This window comes from Streptomyces sp. NPDC087428 (assembly GCF_044744085.1).
Classification (GTDB): Bacteria; Actinomycetota; Actinomycetes; order Streptomycetales; family Streptomycetaceae; genus Streptomyces.
In genome coordinates, this window is record NZ_JBIUXR010000006.1 from 1 (window position 1) to 22,035 (window position 22,035).

Consider the following 22,035-nt stretch of genomic DNA (forward strand, 5'->3'; position numbering starts at 1 on the left):
AACATTTTCTGGGGCTTTCCTCCGGGCGCTTCCCTTCGGTCTTGCGTTTCCGACTCTATCAGACTCTTTCGTGTCCGATTCCCGGTCGAAGCGGGCCTCGCAGTTTTCGCTTTCCAGTTCTTCGCTTTCGCGCTTTCCCTTTCCAGCGGTTCCAACCTTACCAGACTCAATTTCGTTCCGTTTCCGGTTCGAATTTGATTTCCGGTGGCCGTTGAAGTGGCCTTGCCTTTCGGCTGATTCGACTTTATCAGAAACAGTTCGGCCGAACTAATCGGCTTCATGATCCAGAGAGTGGGAATCAATGGCTCTGCGGAAATTCAATTTCCGGTGAGAGCGAGATGACGCTAACTGCTGGGCCCGAACTTGTCCAGTTCGAGGCAACCGTTCGAATCTACCTCCCCCAGTCCGCCGTGTCAACGGTTTTTTGGGGCGAGGAGGAGACTAGCAGGTCAGGAGAGCCGTACGCACATCAGGCGGCAACCGGGAGTTCGGCGCTGCGTTCGGCGGCGGCGAGGTCGCCGGCGTCGCCGGTTCGGGCCGCGCGGCCGCCCAGGATGTAGACGTAGGCCAGAAAGGCCAGCTCGGCGGCGATGCCGATGGCGATACGGGCCCAGGTCGGGAGGCCGGAGGGGGTGACGAAGCCTTCGATGACACCCGAGACGAACAGGACCAGGGCCAGCCCGATGGCCATGCCGAGCGCGGCGCGTCCCTGCTGTGCCAGGGCTGTGCGCCGGGTGTGAGGACCGGGGTCGATGACCGTCCAGCCCAGGCGGAGGCCGGTGCCGGCCGCCACGAAGACTGCGGTGAGTTCGAGCAGTCCGTGCGGGAGGATCAGACCGAGGAAGGTGTCGAGCCGGCCGGCCGAGGACATCAGCCCGATGCCCACCCCGAGGTTCAGCACGTTGAGGAAGAGGATCCAGATCACCGGGACGCAGAGGAACGCGCCCAGCACCAGGCACATGGCCGCGGCCTGGGCGTTGTTCGTCCAGACCTGGGCGGCGAACGAGGCCGCTGGATGGCTGGAGTAGTAGGTCTCGTACTCGCCGCCGGGACTGGTCATGCGGCGGAGGTCGTCCGGGGCGGCAATGGCCGACTGGACTTCCGGGTGGGTACCGATCCACCAGCCGATCAGCGCGGCCAGGAGCGCGGAGAGAACGGCTGTGGGTATCCACCAGTGCCTGGAGCGGTAGACCGCCGCGGGAAATCCTGCCGTGAGGAAGTGCGCGGCGTCGCGCCACGAGGCGCGGCGGGTGCCCGTCACCGTGGCACGGGCACGGGCCACCAGTTGCGTGAGGCGCGCGATGAGCAGCGGGTCCGGGGCGCTGGACTGGATCAGGGAGAGATGGGTGGCCGTCTGCTGGTAGAGGTCGACGAGTTCGTCGGCTTCCGCGCCCGTGAGCCTGCGCCCGCGGTGCAGGAGGTGGTCCAGGCGGTCCCACTCGCTGCGGTGGGCGTTGACGAAGACGTCGAGGTCCATGGTCGGCTGCTGCTCCAGGCATGGGTGCGTACGGGTCCGACTGCTGCGGCGCGTTTGCGGGTCAGCTTGGCAGACTGTGGCCCCGAGGGGCAGGGATGGTCGGCGAAGGGTGGGCGGCGATGAGTGAGCTCGTGACCGGGGACGCGGTCGTGCTGGGGCTGCGGCCGGCGAAACTGCCGAGCCGTGCGCTGGCTCTGGCCATTGATCTGGTGGCAGTGGGAACGGTGTTCGTCCTGGTGTCGGTCGGACTGACCATGGCGACGGCCGCACTGGACGGGGCCGCGTCCGCCGCCATCTCCGTGGCGACGTTCCTGTTGGTCCTGGTGGGAGCGCCGATAGCGGTGGAGACGCTCAGCCACGGCCGTTCCCTGGGGAAGCTGGCGTGCGGGCTGCGGGTGGTGCGGGACGACGGGGGCCCGATCCGCTTCCGGCACGCGCTGGTGCGTGGGGCGATGGGTGTCGTGGAGATCCTCATGACGCTCGGGGTGGTCGCCTCCGTCGCGTCGCTGGTGTCGGCGCGTGGGAGACGGCTCGGGGACGTCTTCGCGGGGACGCTCGTCGTACGGGAGCGACTGCCGGCGGGCCGGGCCGCCGCTGTTCCGCCGCCGCCCCCCTGGCTGGTGGGTCGCTTCGCCGGGCTGGACCTGTCTGCGGTTCCGGACGAACTGTGGCTGGCGGTACGCCAGTACCTGACGCGGATGCACCAGTTGGACGCCGACGTGGGCCGGACCATGGCGGGGCGGCTGGCCGGAGAGCTTGCCGGGTGGACCGGGGTTCCGGCTCCGGTGGACGTGCCCGCCGCCGCGTACCTGGCAGCCGTGGTGAACGAACGGCAGGCTCGGGACGCGCACCGGATGTTCGCCGCTTCCCGTACCTCCGCCGGCGGCCCCGGCGGTACGGGTCCGTGGATGGGGCCTCCCGGCCCCGGCCCGGCGGGCGGAGGCGCGGGTGAGCAGCCGTGGGGCTCGGGGGCTGTTTCTGGCGCCCCAGCTGTCCCTGGTGCCGCTGGTGCCTCTGTTGCCCCTTCTGCTCACCCGGCGCCTGAGTCTCCTGTGGCCCCTGCGGGGAGCGGGGGCGTGGCGGCTCCCGGGACGGATCGGGCGCGGCCGCCCGCTACCGGGTTCGCTCCGCCCGCCTAGCGCGTCGAGGGCGGGGATTCCAGCTCTTCGAGCTCGATGCCGGGGGCCGAGAGGACCACGTCACCGGCGATGTGGAGGGTGTGCTGCTCGCCGGTGTCCAGGGCGTTGACCTGGTATTCGTCCACGGTCAGCGGTCCGTTGTCAGTGGCGTGCGTTTCACTGTTCACCAGGGCCCAGGACTGGTCGACGGTGCGGGGTGCGAGGACCGGATCCGTGAAGGCGACGACGCGGAGACGGCTGGCGGGGGAATCGGGGGTGAGGCGCAACAGGCGTGCGGTCGCGATGAGGAAGGCGGGGGAAGTGCCGGTGAAGGTGTGGGCGTGGACATTGCCTTCGTCGGCGTGCGTGCCGGTCGGGTCGGAGCGGACCCAGGTGACGCCTTCGAGGGCGGCGCCGCGGATCCGCCAGCTCGCGGCGTGGAGTTCGAGACGGATCGGGCGGCCGAGTTCGTCCAGGGTGAGATCGATGGATCCGAGGTGGTCGCCGGACGGGGCGGTCGTCTGGGAGACATAGCGCCAGCCGGAGGGGCCGGGGGCGCAGTGGAAGTGCTCTTCACCGAGGGGGGTGTGGTCGTGAAGGTCGTGGAGCGAATATCGGCCGCGGGGCATGGGGTCCTTCGGGTTCCTCGGGCTGTGCGGGTGCGATACGGAGCAGGCCCCCGACACGGGGGTGCGGGGGCCTGCCTCGTAGCTGCTGCGCTGTGCTGCTGAGTCAACGGGCCCGCTGACGCTGTCGCGTCCGCGGGATCGGGGTCCGGGGCCGCGGGGCCTGCCGGTAGCCGGTGGTCACTGACCGGCCGTCACCGACTGGTCGTCACCGACCGGCCGTCGCTGAGCGGCCGTCGCTGTGACCGGTCACCGGCGGGCCGCCGCGGTCACGGGATCAGTAGCGGTAGTGGTCGGACTTGTACGGGCCGTCGACGTCGACACCGATGTAGGAGGCCTGCTCGGGACGGAGCGTCGTGAGCCTCACTCCGAGCGCGGCGAGGTGGAGGCGGGCGACCTTCTCGTCGAGGTGCTTGGGCAGCACGTAGACGTCGGTCGGGTACTCCTCGGGCTTGGTGAACAGCTCGATCTGGGCCAGGGTCTGGTCCGCGAACGAGTTGGACATGACGAACGAGGGGTGGCCCGTGGCGTTGCCCAGGTTCAGCAGACGGCCCTCGGACAGCACGATGAGGACCTTGCCGTCGGAGAACGTCCAGGTGTGGACCTGCGGCTTGACCTCGTCCTTGACGATGCCGTCAATGGCGGCGAGGCCCGCCATGTCGATCTCGTTGTCGAAGTGGCCGATGTTCCCGACGATGGCCTGGTGCTTCATCCGGGCCATGTCCGCGGCCATGATGATGTCCTTGTTGCCCGTCGTGGTGACGAAGATGTCGCCCTGCTCCACGACGTCGTCGAGGGTGGCCACCTGGTAGCCGTCCATCGCCGCCTGAAGGGCGCAGATCGGGTCGATCTCCGTGATGATCACCCGGGCGCCCTGGCCCCGCAGGGACTCCGCGCAGCCCTTGCCCACGTCGCCGTAGCCGCAGACGACGGCGGTCTTGCCGCCGATCAGGACGTCGGTGGCGCGGTTGATGCCGTCGATCAGCGAGTGGCGGCAACCGTACTTGTTGTCGAACTTCGACTTGGTGACCGCGTCATTGACGTTGATCGCCGGGAACAGGAGGGAGCCGTCACGGTGCATCTCGTACAGCCGGTGCACACCGGTAGTGGTCTCCTCGGTGACACCGCGGATCTCGGACGCCAGCTGGGTCCACTTCTGCGGGGCCTCGCCGAGGGTGCGGTTCAGCAGGGTGAGGATGTTGGCGTACTCCTCGCTGTCCGCCGTCGACGGGTCCGGGGCCGCTCCGACCTTCTCGAACTCCACGCCCTTGTGGACGAGGAGGGTGGCGTCACCACCGTCGTCGAGGATCATGTTCGGGCCGCCGGTCGGGGTGTTCGGCCAGGTCAGGGCCTGCTCCGTGCACCACCAGTACTCCTCCAGCGACTCGCCCTTCCAGGCGAAGACCGGGACGCCGGCGGGGGCGTCCGGGGTGCCGGTCGGACCGACCGCGATGGCCGCGGCCGCGTGGTCCTGGGTCGAGAAGATGTTGCAGGAGGCCCAGCGGACCTCGGCGCCGAGGGCGACCAGGGTCTCGATCAGCACGGCCGTCTGCACGGTCATGTGCAGCGAACCGGTGATGCGGGCGCCGGCCAGCGGCTGCGTGGCGGCGTACTCCTTGCGGATCGACATCAGGCCGGGCATCTCGTGCTCGGCGAGGTTGATCTCCTTGCGGCCGAAGGCTGCGAGGGAGAGGTCGGCGACCTTGAAGTCCTGTCGATTGGCGACCGTCGTCATAACGGGCTGCTCCTCGTGATGGGTCGAGGGTGGGTGGGCGGCTCTGCGGCGCCGGGCACACGAATGCCCGAGCGGCTCGCAGCGCAATCCGTCGGAGGCCCTCTCTCCCTCGGCCGGTCCGTAACCACGGACCGCTCGACCGCCATCAGCAGCGACGTCTGGCACTGCACTCGAATCTACACCGAACGGCCCAGCCGCTCCCAGCCCACCGGGTCCGGGAGCGGCCTCGAAGGCGCGTCGGGTGCGTTCAATGGCCGGATTCGGTCGGGTCGGCCGGGGTGTCGGGGGTCTTGTCGGGTGCGGTCGATGGGGGTTCGGTGGATGTGGCGTCGGCGGATGTGGCGTCGGCGGCGACGGCGGTTGATCCGCCCGAGTCGTTGGCAGGGTCCTTGACCGGAGCCTTGGCCGGGTCCTTGGCCGGGTCCGCGCCGGGGTGGTCCTTGGCGGGGTTGGTGCCGGAGCGGGCCGCGGCCTCGTTGTAGATGTCCGGTTCCAGGTAGATGACCCGAGCGATCGGAACCGCCTCGCGGATGCGGGACTCGGCGGCGTTGATGGCGTTGGCCACCTCGAGGGCCGTGTCGTCGTGCTGGACCGCGATCTTGGCGGCGACCAGCAGTTCCTCCGGGCCGAGGTGGAGCGTACGCATGTGGATGATGCCGGTGACGGTGTCGCCGTCCACGACCGCGGCCTTGATCTTCTCGACCTGGTCGGTGCCGGCGGCCTCGCCGAGCAGCAGGGACTTGGTCTCGGCGGCCAGGACGATCGCGATCACGATCAGCAGGATGCCGATGCAGAGGGTGCCGATGCCGTCCCACACCCCGTCACCGGTGCCGACGGCCAGGCCCACGCCGCCGAGGGCGAGGACCAGACCGATGAGCGCGCCGAAGTCCTCCAGCAGCACGACGGGGAGTTCGGGAGCCTTCGCGCGGCGGATGAACTCGGTCCAGGACAGTGCGCCCCGGGTCTGGTTGGACTCCTTGATGGCCGTACGGAAGGAGAAGCCCTCGGCGATGATCGCGAAGACCAGGACCCCGACCGGCCAGTACCAGGCCTCGATCTCGTGCGGGTGCTTGATCTTCTCGTAGCCCTCGTACACCGCGAACATGCCGCCGACCGAGAACAGCACGATGGAGACGAGGAAGGCGTAGATGTAGCGCTCGCGCCCGTACCCGAAGGGGTGCTGGGGGGTGGCCTCGCGCTTGGCCTTCTTGCCGCCGAGCAGCAGCAGTCCCTGATTGCCCGAGTCGGCGAGCGAGTGGACGCTCTCCGCGAGCATCGACGACGAGCCACTGAACAGGAACGCCACGAATTTGGCCACTGCGATCGCGAGGTTGGCGCCGAGCGCCGCCACGATCGCCTTGGTTCCGCCTGACGCACTCATGGGTGCCTGGTGTCCCTTCGTTCGGTGCTGCGGCTCCGGCGGCCGCGGTACGGCCGGACATTGTTGCAGTCCATGGTGCGGACGGTACGTCAGGCCACCACAGTGGCACGGAACAGTGTGCCCGTGCCGGACACTTCGGTCTTCTCCCCGGCCGGTACGAAGACCGATTCGCCGGGTACGAGGCCGAGGTCGCCGGCCCGGGGTGCGCCCGCCGTGCAGAGCAGGATCTGCGGTGTGGCCGCGGTCAGGTCGACGGGGTCGGCGCCCGGTGAGAGGTCGAAGCGGGAGAGCCGGAACTCGTCGACCGGCGTCTCGTAGAGCTCCTCGCCGGACGGGGACGCCTCGGGGCGCAGGACCCCGGGATCGGTCGCCTCGAAGCGGACGACGCGCAGGAGTTCGGGTACGTCGATGTGCTTGGGCGTCAGCCCGCAGCGCAGCACGTTGTCCGAGTTCGCCATGATTTCGACGCCGAGGCCGTCGAGGTAGGCGTGCGGGACTCCGGCACCGAGGAACAGCGCCTCGCCGGGCTGGAGTTGCACGTAGTTCAGCAGCATGGCCGCGATGACACCCGCGTCGCCCGGGAAGTGGTGGGCGATGCGCGCGTACGGGGCGAACGCGCCGCCGAGCCGTTCCGCCGCGGCTGCCGCGGCGGTCACCGTCTCCGCCATCTGTGCCGGGTCCGCGGTGAGGATCGCCGTGAGGACCTCGCGCAGCGCGGCCTCCTCGGGGTGGGCGCGGAGCAGATCGGCGTACGGCTTGAGGGAGTCGACGCCCAGCGCCTCCATCGCCTCGGCCGCCTCGATGGGCTCGCGGAAGCCGCACAGGCCGTCGAAGGGGGTGAGCGCGCAGATCAGTTCGGGCTTGTGGTTGGCGTCCTTGTACGTGCGGTGGGGTGCGTCGACCGGGACGGACCGGCGCTCCTCGTCCGCGTAACCCTGCTGCGCCTGGGCGAGGTCGGGGTGGACCTGGAGGGAGAGCGGAGCTCCGGCGGCGAGCAGCTTGAGGAGGAAGGGGAGGCGGGGGCCGAACTTCTCGACGGTGGCCGCGCCGAGCTCACCGACGGGGTCGGCGGCGATGACGTCGGTGAGGGGGTGCTCGGTGGCGGCCTGCGGGGTGCCGGGGACCGCGCCGGGGCCGGTGCGGGTTATCCGGGAGGGGGCTCCGGGGTGGGCCCCCATCCACATCTCGGCCTGGGGCTCGCCGGTGGGGGCGACACCCAGCAGGGCGGGGATGGCGGTGGTGGAGCCCCAGGCGTACGGGCGCACGGTGTTGGAGAGCCGGTCCATGGAGTTTGTCCTCGTGCTGTGTGGGATGCGTGGTTCGTGGAGGTGCGACAGGGAGCGTGGAGCTCTTGGGTGCGCGGGTCCTGCGGCATGTGTGAGGTCGGGTCTCCTGCTGTGCCGCGCCTCAGCGGTGGTGGTGGTTCAGGTACGGGCTTCCGAGGCGAGGGACAGGTAGACGGCCGCGAAGTCGGTGACCGCGAGGAGTTCGGCGAGGGCTTCGAGCTTGCTGCCCTCCTCCGGTTCGAGTTCGCTGATCGGTGTCTCGTGGCCCAGGGCGAGTTCGCGGGCCGCCGGGGCCGCGCTCAGGCCGCCGGTGGGCCGGTCCCTGAGCAGGACGACACGGGCGTGCAGGGCCTCCGGCTCGTCGACCCGGTCGCGGAAGAACTCGTCGGGGTCCGCTCCGGCGGCGAAGGCCCCCGCCAGCAGTCCCCCGTGGACGGGGAGCGCCTCGGGGAGTTCGGCCGCGAGGGCCGGGCGGCCGGAGAGCTCGGCCAGGACCGCGGCGAACCGGCGTCCGACCGGGGCCGCGGCCTCGCCCTCGGTCCAGACGAGCGGGAGGCTGTCCGCGAGTTCGGAGGCCAGGGTCTTGGCCGGATTGCTGTACGTGGCGATGGCCGGCCCGCAGCGTTCCGCCGTGCGGTCCAGGCGGTCGGCGACGCTCTGGAGCGTCTCCGGGGGCGCGGTGACCAGGCCGACGCGGTCGAGCAGCGCGAGGAGCGGGGTGAACAGGGCCCAGAGGGTGCCCGGTCCCGCGGCCGACGTCTCGGCGTCGTACTCGCCGTGCGGGGCGGAGGCCATCGGTACGACGAGTCCGTGCACGCCGTCGACCGCCTCGCGCAGCGGTGACTGCCGGGGTGCGACGGCCACGACGGTGCAGCCGCGGCGGTAGGCCTGCTCGGCGACGAGGGCCAGGCCGGGTTCGGAGCCGTCGGCCGTGGCGATGAGCAGCAGGTCGAGGGAGCCGGCCCAGCCGGGCAGCGTCCAGCGCATCGCGCCCGCGGCGGGGGCGACGCCGGTGGGGTGGATGCGTGTGACCGGCGCGGAGGCCCCGGCGAGGGCGGCGATCAGGTCGGCGACGCCGGACGCGGCGGTGCCGGAGCCCGCGACCAGGACGGCGCGCGGGCGGCCCTCCGGGTTCAGCGCGGCGATTCCGGCCTCCGTCGCGTGCCGGGCGGCGGTACGGACTCTCGCCCCGGCCTCGGCGGCGCCGCGCAGCAGACCGCGGCGGTCGGCTCGGGCCAGGGCTTCCGGGGCGTCGAGCAACGACTCGTCGAGCATGGGGACGGTCCTCCGATCACACGCTGATCACCGTGCGGGGTGTGGGGCCCGGTTACGCGGGGCGGCGGGCCTCGTCGACGAGGAGGACGGGAATGCCGTCCCGTACCGGGTAGGCCAGGCCGCAGTCCTTGCCCGTGCAGACCAGTTCGGGGCTGTCGGCCGCCGACCGGTCGTCGAGGGGGGAATGGCAGGCCGGGCAGGCCAGGATCTCCAGGAGGCCGGCTTCGAGCGGCATGGGGTGGGTCCCTTCGGGCGGGCGCGAGTGCGTGTTCTTGTTCTTGCTGTTTGTTCTTGCTGCTTGTTCTTGCTGCTGTTCTTGCTGCTTGTTCTGGATCGGGCGACGTCAGCCTACCGCTGGGGTGACGGGGGCGCGGCCTGGCCGGGGGGCTCTTGTTGAGGGTGTGGTGGGGGCGGGCGCGCCTGCGGCGGCCTCGTCCCCTCCCCGCCCCTTCCCGTAACCGGGGCTCCGCCCCGGACCCCGCTCCTCAAACGCCGGAGAGGCTGGAAGGGAAGGGCCTGGATATCTGGGAGGGGAGAGGAGAGGAGGCGAGAGGAGGGAAGGGCCTGGATATCTGGAAGGGAAGGAGAGGGGAGGGCTGGATACGAGGCCCGCTCATGACTGGCTTGAGCCGGGGGCGGTGGTTTCCGGCCGCCGGATCAGGGACAGGGCTTCGTCCCGTACCGCCTTCATCGTCTTTTCCTCGCGGGCCTCGACGTTCAGGCGCAGCAGCGGTTCGGTGTTGGAGGCCCGGAGGTTGAACCACCAGTCCGGGGCCGTGACCGTCAGGCCGTCCAGGTCGTCGGTGGTCACGCCCTCGCGGTCGGCGAACGCCGCCCGCACCTCCGCCGTGCGGGCCGGCTGGTCGTCGACCGTGGAGTTGATCTCGCCGGAGCCGGTGTAGCGGTCGTACTGGGCGACCAGGGCGGAGAGGGGTTCCTCCCGGCCGCCCAGGGCGGCCAGGACGTGGAGGGCGGCGAGCATGCCCGTGTCCGCGTTCCAGAAGTCACGGAAGTAGTAGTGCGCCGAGTGCTCGCCGCCGAAGATCGCCCCGTGTGCGGCCATCTCCGCCTTGATGAAGGAGTGGCCCACCCGGGTCCGGACGGGGGTGCCGCCGTTCTCGCGTACGACCTCAGGGACCGAGTGGGACGTGATCAGGTTGTGGATGACCGTGCCCCGGCCGCCGTTGCGTGCCAGTTCCCGGGCCGCGACCAGGGCGGTGATCGCCGACGGGGAGACTCCCTCGCCCCGCTCGTCCACCACGAAGCAGCGGTCCGCGTCGCCGTCGAAGGCCAGGCCCAGATCGGCGCCCTCGGCCACCACCCGGGCCTGGAGGTCGACGATGTTCCTGGGGTCCAGGGGGTTGGCCTCGTGGTTCGGGAACGTGCCGTCCAGCTCGAAGTACATCGGGACGAGGTCGACGGGCAGGTCCGCGAAGACCGTCGGGACCGTGTGGCCGCCCATGCCGTTGCCCGCGTCCACGACCACCTTCAGCGGCCGGATCGCGGACAGGTCCACCAGCGACAGCAGGTACGCGGCGTAGTCGGTGAGCGTGTCCCGTGCGGTGATCGTGCCGGGGGTGGCGGCCGGCTGCGGGGCTCCGGTCACGGACCACTGCTCGACCAGGGTGCGGATCTCGGCGAGGCCGGTGTCCTGGCCCACCGGTGCGGCGCCCGCACGGCACATCTTGATGCCGTTGTACTGCGCCGGGTTGTGCGAGGCCGTGAACATCGCGCCCGGCAGGTCCAGCGCCCCCGACGCGTAGTACAGCTGGTCCGTCGAGCACAGGCCGATCATCGTGACGTCCGCGCCGCGGCCCGCGGCGCCCCGGGCGAAGGCTCCCGAGAGGGCGGGGGACGTGGGGCGCATGTCGTGGCCGATCACGATCGCGGCCGCGGCCGTCACCTCGACGAACGCCGCTCCGAACTGCTCGGCCAGGGCTTCGTCCCACTGGTCGGGCACGACTCCGCGAACGTCGTACGCCTTCACGAGCTGCGACAGGTCTGCAGTCACGGGACGGTCCTCCTGAGGGTTTCTTCGGACCGCCAAACTACCCGGCGGCCCGGGTCACCTCGCGCTCCGGGGACGCGGGGCACCGCGGCTCGTGCTCAGGAGTCGGGCGAGCGCAGCACGCGGAGGTGGCCCCTGCGGGCGACCTCCGCCGGATCGGCGGTACGGGGACCGCCGCCCCGGGGCCCGTTGCCGCGGTCCTGCGGACGGGCCGCTTCCCGTACGGCGTTGGCGAGCGCTTCGAGGTCGTCGCCGCTGGGGCGGACGGGCGCGGAGGGGTCGGAGAGCCGGACGACCTCCCAGCCGCGTGGCGCGGTCAGCCGCTCACTGTGCTCGGCACAGAGGTCGTAGCAGTGGGGCTCGGCGTAGGTGGCGAGCGGGCCGAGGACCGCAGTCGAGTCGGCATAGACGTACGTCAGTGTCGCGACGGCAGGGCGGCCGCACGCGGTGCGCGAACAGCGACGTACAGGGCTCACGATGTTGGACGCTACCGCACTCTTGAGCGGGCTGCGACGACTCTCCCCCGGCTCACCCCACCGTGTCGCCCTGTGACCCGGGGTACGGCGGCCTCCGGCGGCGGCTCGCCCGACCTGCGCGGCAGCGGAAGGGCGCAGGTCATGACGGCCACGGTTCCGGTCACCACACGCCTCGAAAACGGTCACAGGACAGAAGACGAACGGTCATGAGCGGGGCCTGAAACGGGCTCTCCCGTGGCCGGAATGCTCAAGAGCGGACAGGCCGGTCCGTCCCCGGGCAGCAGCCGTCCGCCGGCCCCGCGGAGCGTTACGCTGCGTCGGTGATGGACAGTCCCGTACCGCCCCACCCGTCCGAGCCGCGGCCGCGGCGCCGAGACCGACACGGCCGAGGCATGCGTGGGCCCGTCGCCCCGCCGCAGGTGCCGCTCTCGGCCAGCCGGGCGGACAGCTTCCGTGATCTCGTGCAGGACTCCGTGGAGCGGCTTGAGCGGCGGTGGCCGCAGCTGGCCGAGGTCGACTTCGTGGTCCTCGATGTGCCGAGCACCGGGGAGGAGACCGTTCCGCTCGGGAACGCGCTGTCCGCCGAGAAGGAACGGCCGGCGCAGATCGTCATCTACCGGCGTCCCGTCGAGATCCGCACCAAGAACCGCGACGAGCGTGCGCTGCTGGTGCACGAGGTCGTGGTGGAGCAGGTCGCGGAACTGCTCGGGCTCGCCCCGGAGTCGGTAGACCCGCGGTACGGGCAGGAGTAGCGGGCGAAGCGGGGCGGAGTGGCGGGGCGGGGGCGGGGCGGGGGCCACCTCGTTCAGCCCCGCCCCCGGCCCCGCCCCCGGCCCCGCCCCCGGCCCCGGCCCTTGCCCTTGTCCTTGTCCTTGTCCGAGTGATCAGTCGTCCAGGACCGACAGGTCCTGCTCGGCCGTCGGCACCTCGACCGTTCCGCCGTCGTCCGGCAGCGTCTGCACCGTGAACATCGGGATGCCGTCCTGCGGCAGCGTGAGCGTGCGGGCGGCGTGGACCGGGCCGCCCGACTGTGTCTCGACCGTCAGCGCGTACGGGCCCTTGAGGCCTGCCGGGACCGGCGGGGTGACCGCGGCCGTCGTGCCCGCGGCGACCTTGTACGTCTTGCTGACCGGGGTGCCGCCCTTGCTGCCCGCGGACGCCGTGACCTTCACGGTGCCGGCGGCGCCCGGCGCGGTGAGCGAGAGGACCGAGCCCTTCGCCCGGTTGTCGGCCACGGTCGCCTGCGCGCCCACCGGACCGGTCGCCGGGATGTACCCGACCTCCTGCTTGTCGCCCTTGCCCCGGACCACGCGCAGCGCGGCCACCACCGGGGTGGCCCTGTCCTTCTGGGCGGGGGTCAGCAGCAAGGAGCCCGCCTCGCCCCGGGTGATGTTCTTCAGGTCGACGCCGGCCGTCATCCGCGACTTGACGTGGAGGTCCTCGTTCCCCACCGGGGCGAACGCGCCCGTCTTGCCGAGCAGCTTCACGTTCAGGTCCGCGTCGTCCTCGCCGGGGGCGAAGGCCACCAGCCGGACCGAGGTGGCGTCCGCCGGGATGCCCGGCAGCACCAGGGTGCCCGCCGGGGCGGCGGAGGCGGCGAGCCAGTCGCTGCCGGTCTTGCTGTCCGCGGTCCTGACGACCGCGCCGACCCGTCCGGTGCGGGTGGTGACGTGGACGGTCACATCGTCGGCCGTCTTGCTGGTCAGGGTCGAGATCAGGACCCGGACGCCGGATCCGGCGGGGACCGTGATGCCCTCGCCCACGTCGGACTTGAGCGTGCCGTCCGGACCGTACAGCTCGATGTCGGCGACGGCGGCGGTGTCGTCCGGGTTGGTGAGGTTGACGTAGTCCTCGCGGGTCTTCGCGGTGCTCGCGGCCGGGAACCAGAAGTCGGTGTCGGGTGCCGTGCAGCTGACCCCGAGCAGGCCACGGGAGTCGCCCGCCTCGACGGTGGTGGTCTGCTGGGCGGTCCAGCCGGGGGCCAGGCGGCCGGTGGCGGTGCCGACGAGGGCGGGGGCGTCGGAACCGGACACGTCGGCGGTGACCGGCTTGCCCGGCTCCTTGAGAGCGACGACGGGCTTGTCCGTGTCGGCCGCCTTGTCCTTGCTCTTGTCCTTCGCGGGCTTGTCCTTGGCGGTCTTCTCCTTGTCGTCCTTCTTGGCGGCCGCGGGTGACTTCAGTTCGGCCGTGCCCGCCTCGTCGCCGCTCTTCGCGAGGGGGGTGAAGGACGTGTACGTCGTCTCCGCGAGATCCGAGAGGCCGGGCGCCGGGCAGAGCAGGCTGGACCGCTCCACGGGCAGCCGGGACGCCGCCCCGGCCACCGTCGCACCCCCGTCCCCCGGCACGGTGAGCGCGGCGAATCCGGTGACGGCGGCGAGGGCCACGGCCCCCGCGATGAGGGACAGGCTGGTGGACTTCACTCGGACTCGCCTCGCGATGCGTTACCGGTCGGCCACGGGTTCTGGCCCGGGGCGGGGTTCTCGTCGGGATTCTCGTCGGGGGTGTTGGCGGGATGAGGGTTCTGCGGGTCGTACGGCCGCTGGTCGCCGTACTGGCCCGCACCGTACTGGGCGTTGGGGTCGTACTGCCCGTTCGCGTCGTACGGGGCGTTGCCGTACTGCTCCCCCGTGCCGTACTGGCCGCCCGCCCCGTAGGGGGCCTGGGCGTCGTACTGCGGGTTCGCCGCGTCGTACGGGGTGTTGGCGTACTGGCCCTGGCCGTACGCGGTGTAACCGTCCTGCTGCTGCGGATAGCCGTACTGGTCGTACCCGGCGGCGGGGTTCTGCTGCTGCCCGTCCCCGTACTGGCCGCCCTGGTACTGACCCTCCTGCTGGTACTGGCCCTCCTGATACTGCGGGTAGTCGGCGCCCTGGTACGGCCGGCCGTCCCATTCCCCGTACTGCTGCTGGGGCACCGCGGCGTACTGGCCGGTGTCGCCGTCGGCCTGCTGCGGGACCGCCGCGTACTGACCCGTGTCGCCGTCGGCCTGCTGGGGCACCGCCGCGTACTGACCCGTGTCGCCCTCGGTCTGCTGCGGGACGAAGACGTCCTGGTCGTCGGTGGCCGGCTGTTCCGTCGGATCTGTCGGCTGGTGGGCCGGGGCGTACTCGGTCCGCTCCTCGCCCGTGTCGGCGTCCTCGCCGTCCGTCTGGGCGGCCGCGCGCAGCCTGCGCGCCCGGCGGCCCTCGCCCGCGACCGGCTCGGCGGGGACCGGCGCGGTCTCCTCCGGCAGGTCGTCGTCGATCTCCCGGCGGCGGCCCGGAAGGGCCAGGACCAGCAGGACCACGACGAACGCGCCCTGGGCCCAGATCCACGCGGAGTGCGTGAAGGACGTCTCGTACGTGAGGTCCAGCGAGCCGCCCTCGGTGGGGAGCTCGAAGCCCTGGGCCCAGCCGTCGACGGTCTTGCGGGTCAGCGCCCGCCCGTCGAGCGTGGCCTGCCAGCCGGGGTCGGCCACGTCGGCGATCCGCAGTACCCGGCCCGCGCCACCCGGCGGGATCTTGGTGTGCGCCTCGACCGGGAGGGAGCCGACCGGGAGCGGCTCGTCACCGGCGGCGGACGGGACGATCATGATCCGGGCGACCTGGCGGTCGACCCGCCAGAGCGCGCTGCCGTCGAGCTGGCTGAGCCGGCTGAGGCCGGGCGTCGCGTCGAGCACCCGGCTCATCTGCTTCGGTGCTCCGTCCCGTACGAGGACGTAGCGGATCGCGAAGCCGCTGAGCTGGCTGCCCTGGTCGGCGCCGGAGCCCGCGACCAGGTTGGCGACGACCTTGTCGAGGTGGCTGTTGCCGCCGCCGGCCGCGGCCAGTTCGGCATCGCCGAGGCGGGCGCCGGAGCCGCGGACCAGGGTGTACGCGACGGAGGAGGGCGACGTGCCGCCGAGGACCAGGGTCCGCGGCTGGTCGCGGGTGCTGCTCTCCTCCGCGACGAACGCGGGCACCTGCACCGGGTCGCGCCGCTCCAGCGGGCCGGCCGCGCCACCGATCATCCAGCCCGCGGCGGCCAGCACGGGGGCGATCCCCGCGGCGAGCGCGATCAGGACGGCGACCGGCTGGCGCCAGCCGAAGCTGAGCTCCGCGACGCGGACCCGGGCGCCGTCGGCGCCGACCAGCGCGGCGGCGATGAGCGCCGCGCCGTAGACGAGGGTGGCCGGTCCCGCCCAGCCCGAGCCGTTGGCGAGCCCGGCGAAGGCCAGGCCCACCAGGGCGACGGCCCAGGCGGTCCGGACCGCGAACTGGCGCTCCCCACGCAGCAGCGCGGCCAGCGCCGCGAGCACAATGCCGAGCAGCAGGACGCCGCCCGCCGCCTTGGGCCCGCCGGGGCTGATCCCGAGCAGGTCGAGGGCGGAGGCCGATCCCGTACCGGTCTCCAGGCCCGCTTCCTTCAGGAAGGACGAGGGGTTGGTCAGGAGCGTGAGCGACCAGGGCGCCAGAACGAGCAGCGGGGTGCCGACGGCGGCGAGGAAGCGGAGTCCGTAGGCCGTGATGTCGTTGCGGCGCAGCGCCAGGACGCCGACGCCGAGCACCGCGGCGAGCGGCCACACGAGGGGGGTGAACGCCGTCGTGAGGGTGAGGAGCAGGGTGTACGCCCAGGTGGCGCGCCAGCTGCCGCGGCTGTCACCGCTGCCGCGCATCCCGTGTGCGGAGACGGCCGCGCGGGCGATCAGGGGCAGCAGGACGAGCAGGACCGCGGTGCCGAGGCGGCCGGTCGCCAGGGCGCCGGTCGCGGCGGGCAGGAAGGCGTACGCGACGCTCGCCCAGGCCCGCAGCAGCCGCGAGGGGATCAGCGGGCGGGAGACGAAGTACGCGGTGAGTCCGGCGAGCGGGACCGAGCAGACCAGCAGCAGGGTGAGCGCGAATCCGGTGGAGTTGAGGAACAGCGCGGACAGCGCGGAGATCAGGCCCAGGTAGGGCGGTGCGGTCTGGGTGCCGCCGGTGCCCACGGTGTGCCAGCCGTCCGCGTACCGGCCCCACAGGTCGGAGACGTCGCCGGGTGCGGGCAGCAGGGCGCCGCCGGCCAGCGCGCCGCCGCCGATGAGGCTGCGGCAGGCGACGAGCGAGACCAGGAGCAGGACGGCGAAGAGCACCGGTCCCGGCTTGCGCCCGACCCGCTTCAACTTGGCGAACTGGTCGATCTCCAGGAAGTCGGCGTCGTCGCCGCCCGGTCCGGACTCGACGGCGCCGTGCCGCGAGCCGCCGGACTCGGCCTCCGTGGAGCCACCGAAGTTCCCGGCGACCTGTTCCACGGTGGCGCGGACGGTGGCGCCGGGCGCCGGGAAGAGCCCGCGCAGCTCGGCCGGGTCGATGACGCCCTTGCCGCGTTGGCGGCGGGCCGCGAGGATCCGGCCGGGCCGCAGCAGGGTGCCGAGGAGTCCGGCGACCTCGTCGACCGCCTGGCCGGGGACCTTGCCGACGAGGTAGGCGAGCGTACGGAGCAGGGTGCCGAGCACCAGCCGGAGCAGCGCCCAGGGCAGGAGCTTGCCGCGGGCGTTGACGAGCATCGTGTAGACGGCGCCGGCCTTGTCGACGCGGTGCGGGCTGGAGACGGACCGCCCGGCGCAGTCGATGGGACGGCGTTCGCGGGCGGAGGCCTCCGCGTGCCGCAGGACGGCGTCGGGGGCGATCAGCACCCGGTGCCCGGCCATGTGGGCGCGCCAGCACAGATCGACGTCGTCGCGCATCAGGGGGAGCCTGCGGTCGAACCCGCCGAGCTCCTCCCACACGTCACGGCGGATCAGCATGCCCGCGGTGGAGACGGACAGGACGGTACGGACCTGGTCGTGCTGGCCCTGGTCCTGCTCGCGCCGGTCGAGTCCGGTCCAGCGTCGCCCGCTGTTGGCGATGGAGACCCCGACTTCGAGGAGCTGCTTGCGGTCGTACCAGCCGCGGAGCTTGGGGCCGACGATCGCGGCGTGCGGGTCGTTGTCGACGACGCGGAGCATCTCGGCGAGTGCGTCGGGCTCGGGCGCGCAGTCGTCGTGGAGCAGCCAGAGCCACTGCACCGGTTCGCCGTGCGGCAGTTCGGGCAGGTCGTAGGCGTCGTCGCGCCAGGTTCTGGTGACCGGGTCCCAGCCGCTGGGGCGCTTCAGGTACGGCAGGTCGTCCGGGGTGAGGACGCCGGCGGTGCGGCTCGCCTCGTCGACGGCGGTGCCGAAGCCCGTACGTCGCGCGAGGTGCAGGACGCGGTCGGCGCCGAGCGCCTCGGTGACCAGCCGCGCGGAGTCGTCGGCGCTGCCGGTGTCGGCGGCGACGACGCTCTGCACGGGGCGTTCCTGCCCGAGCAGCCCGGCGAGTGCGTCGGGCAGCCAGCGTGCGCCGTCGTGGGAGACGAGCACGGCGGTGACGACATGCCGGGGGAACTCTGGGGCGGCGGCAGCCGCGTACGGCGCCGTCGAATGGCTGTGCACGGACATCGAGGTACGGGCCCTCCGGCCGGGTCCGGGGGGAAAGTACCCCCGGGGGCTGCATCGGTGTACACGCGCGCCCTGTCAGGTCGTTGGCGCGTCTCGGACGGGGCCCCACACTAACGGTACGGATAACCGGGGTGGCGCGGAGCGGTTGACGAGGGCGGCGGCACAGCGGCGGCGGGCGGGCCGGACCTGACCGGACGGAGCCGGGGCCCGGGGCAGCGGTGGCTGCGCGCGCGGGCACGGCAATGGCCCGCCGCCTGCGGGCAGGGTGCAGGCGGCGGGCCATGGGCGACCGGGGCCGGAGTGGGTGGCCCGGCCGGGGTGGGTCAGATCGCGGCCTTCTTCAGACGGCGTCGCTCGCGCTCGGAAAGACCGCCCCAGATGCCGAATCGCTCGTCTTTGGAAAGGGCGTACTCAAGGCATTCGGACCGGACCTCACAGGCGAGGCAGACCTTCTTGGCCTCGCGGGTGGATCCGCCCTTCTCAGGAAAAAAGGACTCGGGATCGGTCTGGGCGCACAGTGCGCGCTCCTGCCAGCCGAGTTCCTCGTCCGCGTCCTCGACCAGCAGTTGCTGGAACAGCTCGGTCATGTGCGCCCCTCGTCTGTCTCTTGCGTCCCCGTGATGCGGCCGTTATCGAATCGGCCGAACGACACGAGTGAAATTACAAGTGTGTAGCTTCGTGCCAGTCAAGCGCAGATCTGCTATTGGGCCCGGTATTCACTCTGCGGCACCAAGCGTATGCGGAAAGTGTTCAAATCACCAAAAACCTGACATATGCCATGGGCTTCATTCCACACGCACCCGCCACAGAGAGGAACTCCCCGGAGGGCGGACACGTTGCGATTCGATCACTGAAGCGATCAGGATCACAGTCGGGTCACGGGGCCGCGGCCACGTTTGCGGGTGCGTCTGCTGCGCCACATCTCCGCCATGGGCGCTGCACAAACCTTTCTCCGCCCGGAGTAACCGGAAGAGGTGAAACATTAGCCCCAAATCGGTCATCGGGTTGACAGTCGAGGGTTCTCCGGTTCCCCTTGATGTCATGCCAGTGACCTCAGCGATGCGCGTCACCCACATCCGTGGGTTCCGTAGCGCTGTTCAGGCTCGCTGTTGCTGTTCCAGCTGTCTCAGCTGTTGAAGCCCCCGCGCTCCAGCCCGACACAGCTCGCCCCGGACCCCCGGACCCTCCCCTGCGGCCCTCGCGGCCCCTGGTCACCCGGTCCCGCGGTCCTCGCGACACCCCTGCATCCGCACCCGCACTTCCGTGCACTCCTGCCGAGGAACCACCGCACCCATGAACAGCGACAGCGACCTCCAGATCGCCGGCGACCTCCTTGAGGTCCAGCACCTCCTGCGCCCCGCCCGTGAGCACCCCAGCACGGTGGCGGATTTCGTCGGGCTCGCCCGCTCCATCGCCGGCGACCGCTCCCGGTGGGCCCCGCTCGTCCAGTACGACGCCACCACCCGCTGGTACCACCGGCTGCTCGGCCATCCCCAGGCTCTCGGCTACGAGGTCTGGCTGCTCAGCTGGATCCCGGGCCAGGGCAGCGGTCTGCACGACCACGGCCTCTCCTCCGGCGTACTGACCGTGCTGGAAGGCGAGCTGACGGAGCGTACGGACCGCGGTAAGCGGACGCTGGGTTCCGGCTCCCAGCGCGTCTTCGCTCCCGGCTACGTCCACGAGGTGATCAACGACTCCCTCGAACCGGCCGTCAGCCTGCACGTCTACTACCCGGGCCTGACCGACATGCCGATGCACTCCACCCAGCACGCCACGGCGACCGCCACCGTCTGACGGCCCGCCACCGGGCAGCACGCCACGCCTGCCGGTCCCACCCGGCTGCCCGCCACCACCCCGACAACGACCGGGCATCGCCTGACAGACTGTTTCTCATGCGCATTGTGGTTCTGGCCGGCGGTATCGGTGGTGCTCGTTTCCTGCGTGGCCTCAAGGAGGCCTCGCCCGACGCGGACATCACGGTGATCGGCAACACCGGTGACGACATCCATCTGTTCGGGCTCAAGGTCTGCCCCGACCTCGACACCGTGATGTACACCCTCGGCGGTGGCATCAACGAGGACCAGGGCTGGGGGCGGACCGACGAGAGCTTCCACGTCAAGGAGGAACTCGCGGCCTACGGAGTGGGGCCCGAGTGGTTCGGGCTCGGCGACCGTGACTTCGCGACCCATATCGTCCGTACGCAGATGCTCGGCGCGGGCTATCCGCTGAGCGCCGTGACGGAGGCGCTCTGTGCGCGCTGGAAGCCGGGGGTCCGGCTGCTGCCGATGTCCGACGACCGGATCGAGACGCATGTGGCGGTCGATGTCGACGGCGAGAGCAGAGCGATCCACTTCCAGGAGTACTGGGTGAAGCTGCGCGCCGCCGTCCCGGCGCGGGCGATCGTGCCCGTCGGCGCCGAGCAGTCCACGCCGGCGCCGGGCGTCCTGGAGGCGATCGCCTCGGCCGACGTCATCCTCTTCCCGCCGTCGAACCCCGTCGTGTCCATCGGGACCATCCTCGCCGTGCCCGGGATCCGGGAAGCCATCGCCGAGGCCGGGGTGCCGGTCGTCGGCCTCTCCCCCATCGTCGGTGACGCACCGGTGCGCGGGATGGCGGACAAGGTACTCGCCGCGGTGGGCGTCGAGTCGACGGCTGCCGCGGTCGCGCAGCACTACGGCTCCGGGCTGCTCGACGGCTGGCTCGTCGACACCGTGGACGCGGGCGCGGTGGACGAGGTGGAGTCCGCGGGCATCCGCTGCCGTTCCGTACCGCTGATGATGACCGATGTCGCCACCACGGCCGAGATGGCCCGGCAGGCACTGGCCCTCGCCGAAGAGGTACGGGCATGAGCACGGCCCCCGACGCCGCGCCCTCGTACCGGGTGTGGGCGCTGCCCGGGATGCCCGAGGTGAGGCCCGGGGACGATCTCGCGAAGCTGATCGCCGCCACCGGGCCCGGTCTCGCCGACGGTGACGTCCTCCTCGTCACCTCGAAGATCGTCTCCAAGGCGGAGGGCCGGATCGTGGAGGCCACCGACCGGGAGGCGGCGATCGACGCGGAGACGGTACGGGTGGTGGCGCGGCGCGGCACGCTGCGGATCGTCGAGAACCGGCAGGGCCTGGTCATGGCCGCGGCCGGGGTCGACGCCTCCAACACCCCGGCCGGAACGGTCCTGCTGCTGCCCGAGGACGCCGACGCGTCGGCGCGGACGATCCGGGAGGGGCTGCGGGACACGCTCGGCGTCGACGTCGGCGTCATCGTCACGGACACCTTCGGGCGCCCGTGGCGCAGCGGGCTGACCGATGTCGCGATCGGGGCGTCCGGGGTACGGGTGCTGGACGACCTGCGGGGCGGGACCGACGCGTACGGCAATCCCCTGAGCGCGACCGTCGTCGCCACCGCCGACGAGCTGGCCGCTGCCGGGGATCTGGTCAAGGGCAAGGCGAACGGGCTGCCGGTGGCGGTGGTGCGCGGGCTCGGCCACGTCGTGGACCCGGACGGGGCCGGGGGCGCACGGGCGATGGTGCGGGTCGCGGCCGACGACATGTTCCGGCTCGGGACGTCCGAGGCGGTGCGGGAGGCGATGACCCAGCGGCGCACGGTGCGCGAGTTCACCGACGACCCGGTGGACCCGGGTGCGGTGCGGCGGGCCGTGGCCGCGGCGGTGACGGCGCCCGCGCCGCATCACACGACGCCGTGGCGGTTCGTGCTGCTGGAGTCCGAGGACGCGCGGACCCGGCTGCTGGACGCGATGCGGGACGCGTGGATCGCGGATCTGCGGCGGGACGGGAAGAGCGAGGAGTCGGTGGCCAAGCGGGTGCGGCGGGGCGATGTGCTGCGCCGGGCGCCGTATCTGGTGGTGCCGTGTCTGGTGACGGACGGCTCCCACACGTACGGGGACGAGCGGCGGGACACGGCGGAGCGCGAGATGTTCGTGGTCGCCGCCGGCGCCGGGATCCAGAACTTCCTGGTCGCGCTGGCCGGTGAGCGGCTGGGTTCCGCGTGGGTGTCCTCGACGATGTTCTGCCGCGATGTCGTGCGGGAGGTGCTGTCGCTGCCGGCGTCGTGGGATCCGTTGGGGGCGGTGGCGGTGGGGCGGGCCGCGGTGTCGCCTCCGGCGCGGGGGGCTCGTGACGTGGAGTCGTTTGTCGCGGTGCGGTGAGGTGGGGCGGGGGCGGGGGCGGGGGCGGGGGCGGTTTTGGGGGGGGGGGCCCCGCCCCCCCCCCCCCCCCCCCCCCCCG

General features: G+C 71.9%; 17 protein-coding genes. 5 read left to right on the forward strand and 12 right to left on the reverse strand.

The genetic code is table 11. The features are described from left to right. Positions 1-469 precede the first annotated feature (469 nt). Positions 470-1,477, reverse strand: a complete 1,008-nt coding sequence (locus ACIO3R_RS13710; RefSeq protein ID WP_402105668.1) for a stage II sporulation protein M — start codon at positions 1,475-1,477, stop codon at positions 470-472. 119 nt (positions 1,478-1,596) lie between these two features. On the opposite strand from ACIO3R_RS13710, the gene ACIO3R_RS13715 reads away from it, so the two are divergent. Next, the gene (locus ACIO3R_RS13715; protein ID WP_402105670.1) at positions 1,597-2,616 is read left to right on the forward strand and encodes an RDD family protein; all 1,020 of its coding nucleotides are present in this window, start codon (positions 1,597-1,599) and stop codon (positions 2,614-2,616) included. Here ACIO3R_RS13715 and ACIO3R_RS13720 read toward each other — a convergent pair. The 8 genes from ACIO3R_RS13720 to ACIO3R_RS13755 all read right to left on the reverse strand — a co-directional run bounded on the left by ACIO3R_RS13720 (position 2,613) and on the right by ACIO3R_RS13755 (position 11,382). Beyond that, positions 2,613-3,224: a hypothetical protein gene (locus ACIO3R_RS13720; protein WP_402105671.1), complete on the reverse strand. Its 612-nt coding sequence runs from the start codon at positions 3,222-3,224 to the stop codon at positions 2,613-2,615. The genes ACIO3R_RS13715 and ACIO3R_RS13720 overlap by 4 nt on opposite strands. Before the next feature lie 274 nt (positions 3,225-3,498). Then, positions 3,499-4,956 carry an adenosylhomocysteinase gene (gene ahcY, locus ACIO3R_RS13725; protein ID WP_385036906.1) on the reverse strand — a complete coding sequence of 486 codons (1,458 nt, stop codon included), beginning with the start codon at positions 4,954-4,956 and terminating at the stop codon, positions 3,499-3,501. Between the two features lie 247 nt (positions 4,957-5,203). Beyond that, complete coding sequence (locus ACIO3R_RS13730; RefSeq protein WP_402105673.1) at positions 5,204-6,337, reverse strand: cation diffusion facilitator family transporter; 1,134 nt, start codon at positions 6,335-6,337, stop codon at positions 5,204-5,206. An 89-nt stretch (positions 6,338-6,426) separates the two neighbouring features. Continuing rightward, complete coding sequence (gene manA, locus ACIO3R_RS13735; RefSeq protein WP_385036911.1) at positions 6,427-7,623, reverse strand: mannose-6-phosphate isomerase, class I; 1,197 nt, start codon at positions 7,621-7,623, stop codon at positions 6,427-6,429. Positions 7,624-7,761: 138 nt separating this feature from the next. After that, the gene (locus tag ACIO3R_RS13740; RefSeq protein ID WP_402105676.1) at positions 7,762-8,898 is read right to left on the reverse strand and encodes an SIS domain-containing protein; all 1,137 of its coding nucleotides are present in this window, start codon (positions 8,896-8,898) and stop codon (positions 7,762-7,764) included. Positions 8,899-8,950: 52 nt separating this feature from the next. Further along, positions 8,951-9,133 carry a Trm112 family protein gene (locus ACIO3R_RS13745; RefSeq protein WP_018552946.1) on the reverse strand — a complete coding sequence of 61 codons (183 nt, stop codon included), beginning with the start codon at positions 9,131-9,133 and terminating at the stop codon, positions 8,951-8,953. Positions 9,134-9,511: 378 nt separating this feature from the next. After that, positions 9,512-10,909 (reverse strand): phosphomannomutase/phosphoglucomutase, encoded by a 1,398-nt coding sequence (locus ACIO3R_RS13750; protein ID WP_402105677.1) that lies wholly within the window; start codon positions 10,907-10,909, stop codon positions 9,512-9,514. 95 nt (positions 10,910-11,004) lie between these two features. Continuing rightward, positions 11,005-11,382 (reverse strand): DUF3499 domain-containing protein, encoded by a 378-nt coding sequence (locus tag ACIO3R_RS13755; RefSeq protein WP_385036917.1) that lies wholly within the window; start codon positions 11,380-11,382, stop codon positions 11,005-11,007. A gap of 323 nt (positions 11,383-11,705) precedes the next feature. On the opposite strand from ACIO3R_RS13755, the gene ACIO3R_RS13760 reads away from it, so the two are divergent. Continuing rightward, positions 11,706-12,134 (forward strand): metallopeptidase family protein, encoded by a 429-nt coding sequence (locus ACIO3R_RS13760; RefSeq protein ID WP_123459687.1) that lies wholly within the window; start codon positions 11,706-11,708, stop codon positions 12,132-12,134. A 132-nt stretch (positions 12,135-12,266) separates the two neighbouring features. Here the strand turns inward: ACIO3R_RS13760 and ACIO3R_RS13765 are convergent, their stop codons facing one another. From ACIO3R_RS13765 to ACIO3R_RS13775, 3 genes are all read right to left on the reverse strand, one after another. Beyond that, complete coding sequence (locus tag ACIO3R_RS13765; RefSeq protein ID WP_402105679.1) at positions 12,267-13,802, reverse strand: DUF5719 family protein; 1,536 nt, start codon at positions 13,800-13,802, stop codon at positions 12,267-12,269. Then, on the reverse strand, positions 13,799-17,794 hold the full coding sequence (locus tag ACIO3R_RS13770; protein WP_402105681.1) for a glycosyltransferase: 3,996 nt from the start codon (positions 17,792-17,794) through the stop codon (positions 13,799-13,801). The genes ACIO3R_RS13765 and ACIO3R_RS13770 overlap by 4 nt, the downstream gene beginning before the upstream one ends. Before the next feature lie 323 nt (positions 17,795-18,117). Beyond that, the gene (locus ACIO3R_RS13775) at positions 18,118-18,381 is read right to left on the reverse strand and encodes a WhiB family transcriptional regulator (RefSeq protein WP_024494319.1); all 264 of its coding nucleotides are present in this window, start codon (positions 18,379-18,381) and stop codon (positions 18,118-18,120) included. 706 nt (positions 18,382-19,087) lie between these two features. Here ACIO3R_RS13775 and ACIO3R_RS13780 point away from each other — a divergent pair. The 3 genes from ACIO3R_RS13780 to ACIO3R_RS13790 all read left to right on the forward strand — a co-directional run bounded on the left by ACIO3R_RS13780 (position 19,088) and on the right by ACIO3R_RS13790 (position 21,956). Further along, complete coding sequence (locus tag ACIO3R_RS13780) at positions 19,088-19,588, forward strand: cysteine dioxygenase (protein ID WP_385036924.1); 501 nt, start codon at positions 19,088-19,090, stop codon at positions 19,586-19,588. Between the two features lie 98 nt (positions 19,589-19,686). Further along, complete coding sequence (cofD, locus tag ACIO3R_RS13785; protein ID WP_385036926.1) at positions 19,687-20,643, forward strand: 2-phospho-L-lactate transferase; 957 nt, start codon at positions 19,687-19,689, stop codon at positions 20,641-20,643. Next, a complete protein-coding gene (locus ACIO3R_RS13790; RefSeq protein WP_385036928.1) occupies positions 20,640-21,956 on the forward strand; it encodes a coenzyme F420-0:L-glutamate ligase in 1,317 nt (438 codons plus the stop codon). Before cofD ends, ACIO3R_RS13790 begins: the two co-directional genes overlap by 4 nt. Positions 21,957-22,035 lie beyond the last annotated feature (79 nt).

Coding starts and splice junctions, on each gene's coding strand:
- ACIO3R_RS13710 (WP_402105668.1), bottom strand. CDS start 1,477: ATGGACCTCGACGTCTTCGTCAACGCCCACCGCAGCGAGTGGGACCGC.
- ACIO3R_RS13715 (WP_402105670.1), top strand. CDS start 1,597: ATGAGTGAGCTCGTGACCGGGGACGCGGTCGTGCTGGGGCTGCGGCCG.
- ACIO3R_RS13720 (WP_402105671.1), bottom strand. CDS start 3,224: ATGCCCCGCGGCCGATATTCGCTCCACGACCTTCACGACCACACCCCC.
- ahcY (WP_385036906.1), bottom strand. CDS start 4,956: ATGACGACGGTCGCCAATCGACAGGACTTCAAGGTCGCCGACCTCTCC.
- ACIO3R_RS13730 (WP_402105673.1), bottom strand. CDS start 6,337: ATGAGTGCGTCAGGCGGAACCAAGGCGATCGTGGCGGCGCTCGGCGCC.
- manA (WP_385036911.1), bottom strand. CDS start 7,623: ATGGACCGGCTCTCCAACACCGTGCGCCCGTACGCCTGGGGCTCCACC.
- ACIO3R_RS13740 (WP_402105676.1), bottom strand. CDS start 8,898: ATGCTCGACGAGTCGTTGCTCGACGCCCCGGAAGCCCTGGCCCGAGCC.
- ACIO3R_RS13745 (WP_018552946.1), bottom strand. CDS start 9,133: ATGCCGCTCGAAGCCGGCCTCCTGGAGATCCTGGCCTGCCCGGCCTGC.
- ACIO3R_RS13760 (WP_123459687.1), top strand. CDS start 11,706: ATGGACAGTCCCGTACCGCCCCACCCGTCCGAGCCGCGGCCGCGGCGC.
- ACIO3R_RS13770 (WP_402105681.1), bottom strand. CDS start 17,794: ATGTCCGTGCACAGCCATTCGACGGCGCCGTACGCGGCTGCCGCCGCC.
- ACIO3R_RS13775 (WP_024494319.1), bottom strand. CDS start 18,381: ATGACCGAGCTGTTCCAGCAACTGCTGGTCGAGGACGCGGACGAGGAA.
- ACIO3R_RS13780 (WP_385036924.1), top strand. CDS start 19,088: ATGAACAGCGACAGCGACCTCCAGATCGCCGGCGACCTCCTTGAGGTC.
- cofD (WP_385036926.1), top strand. CDS start 19,687: ATGCGCATTGTGGTTCTGGCCGGCGGTATCGGTGGTGCTCGTTTCCTG.
- ACIO3R_RS13790 (WP_385036928.1), top strand. CDS start 20,640: ATGAGCACGGCCCCCGACGCCGCGCCCTCGTACCGGGTGTGGGCGCTG.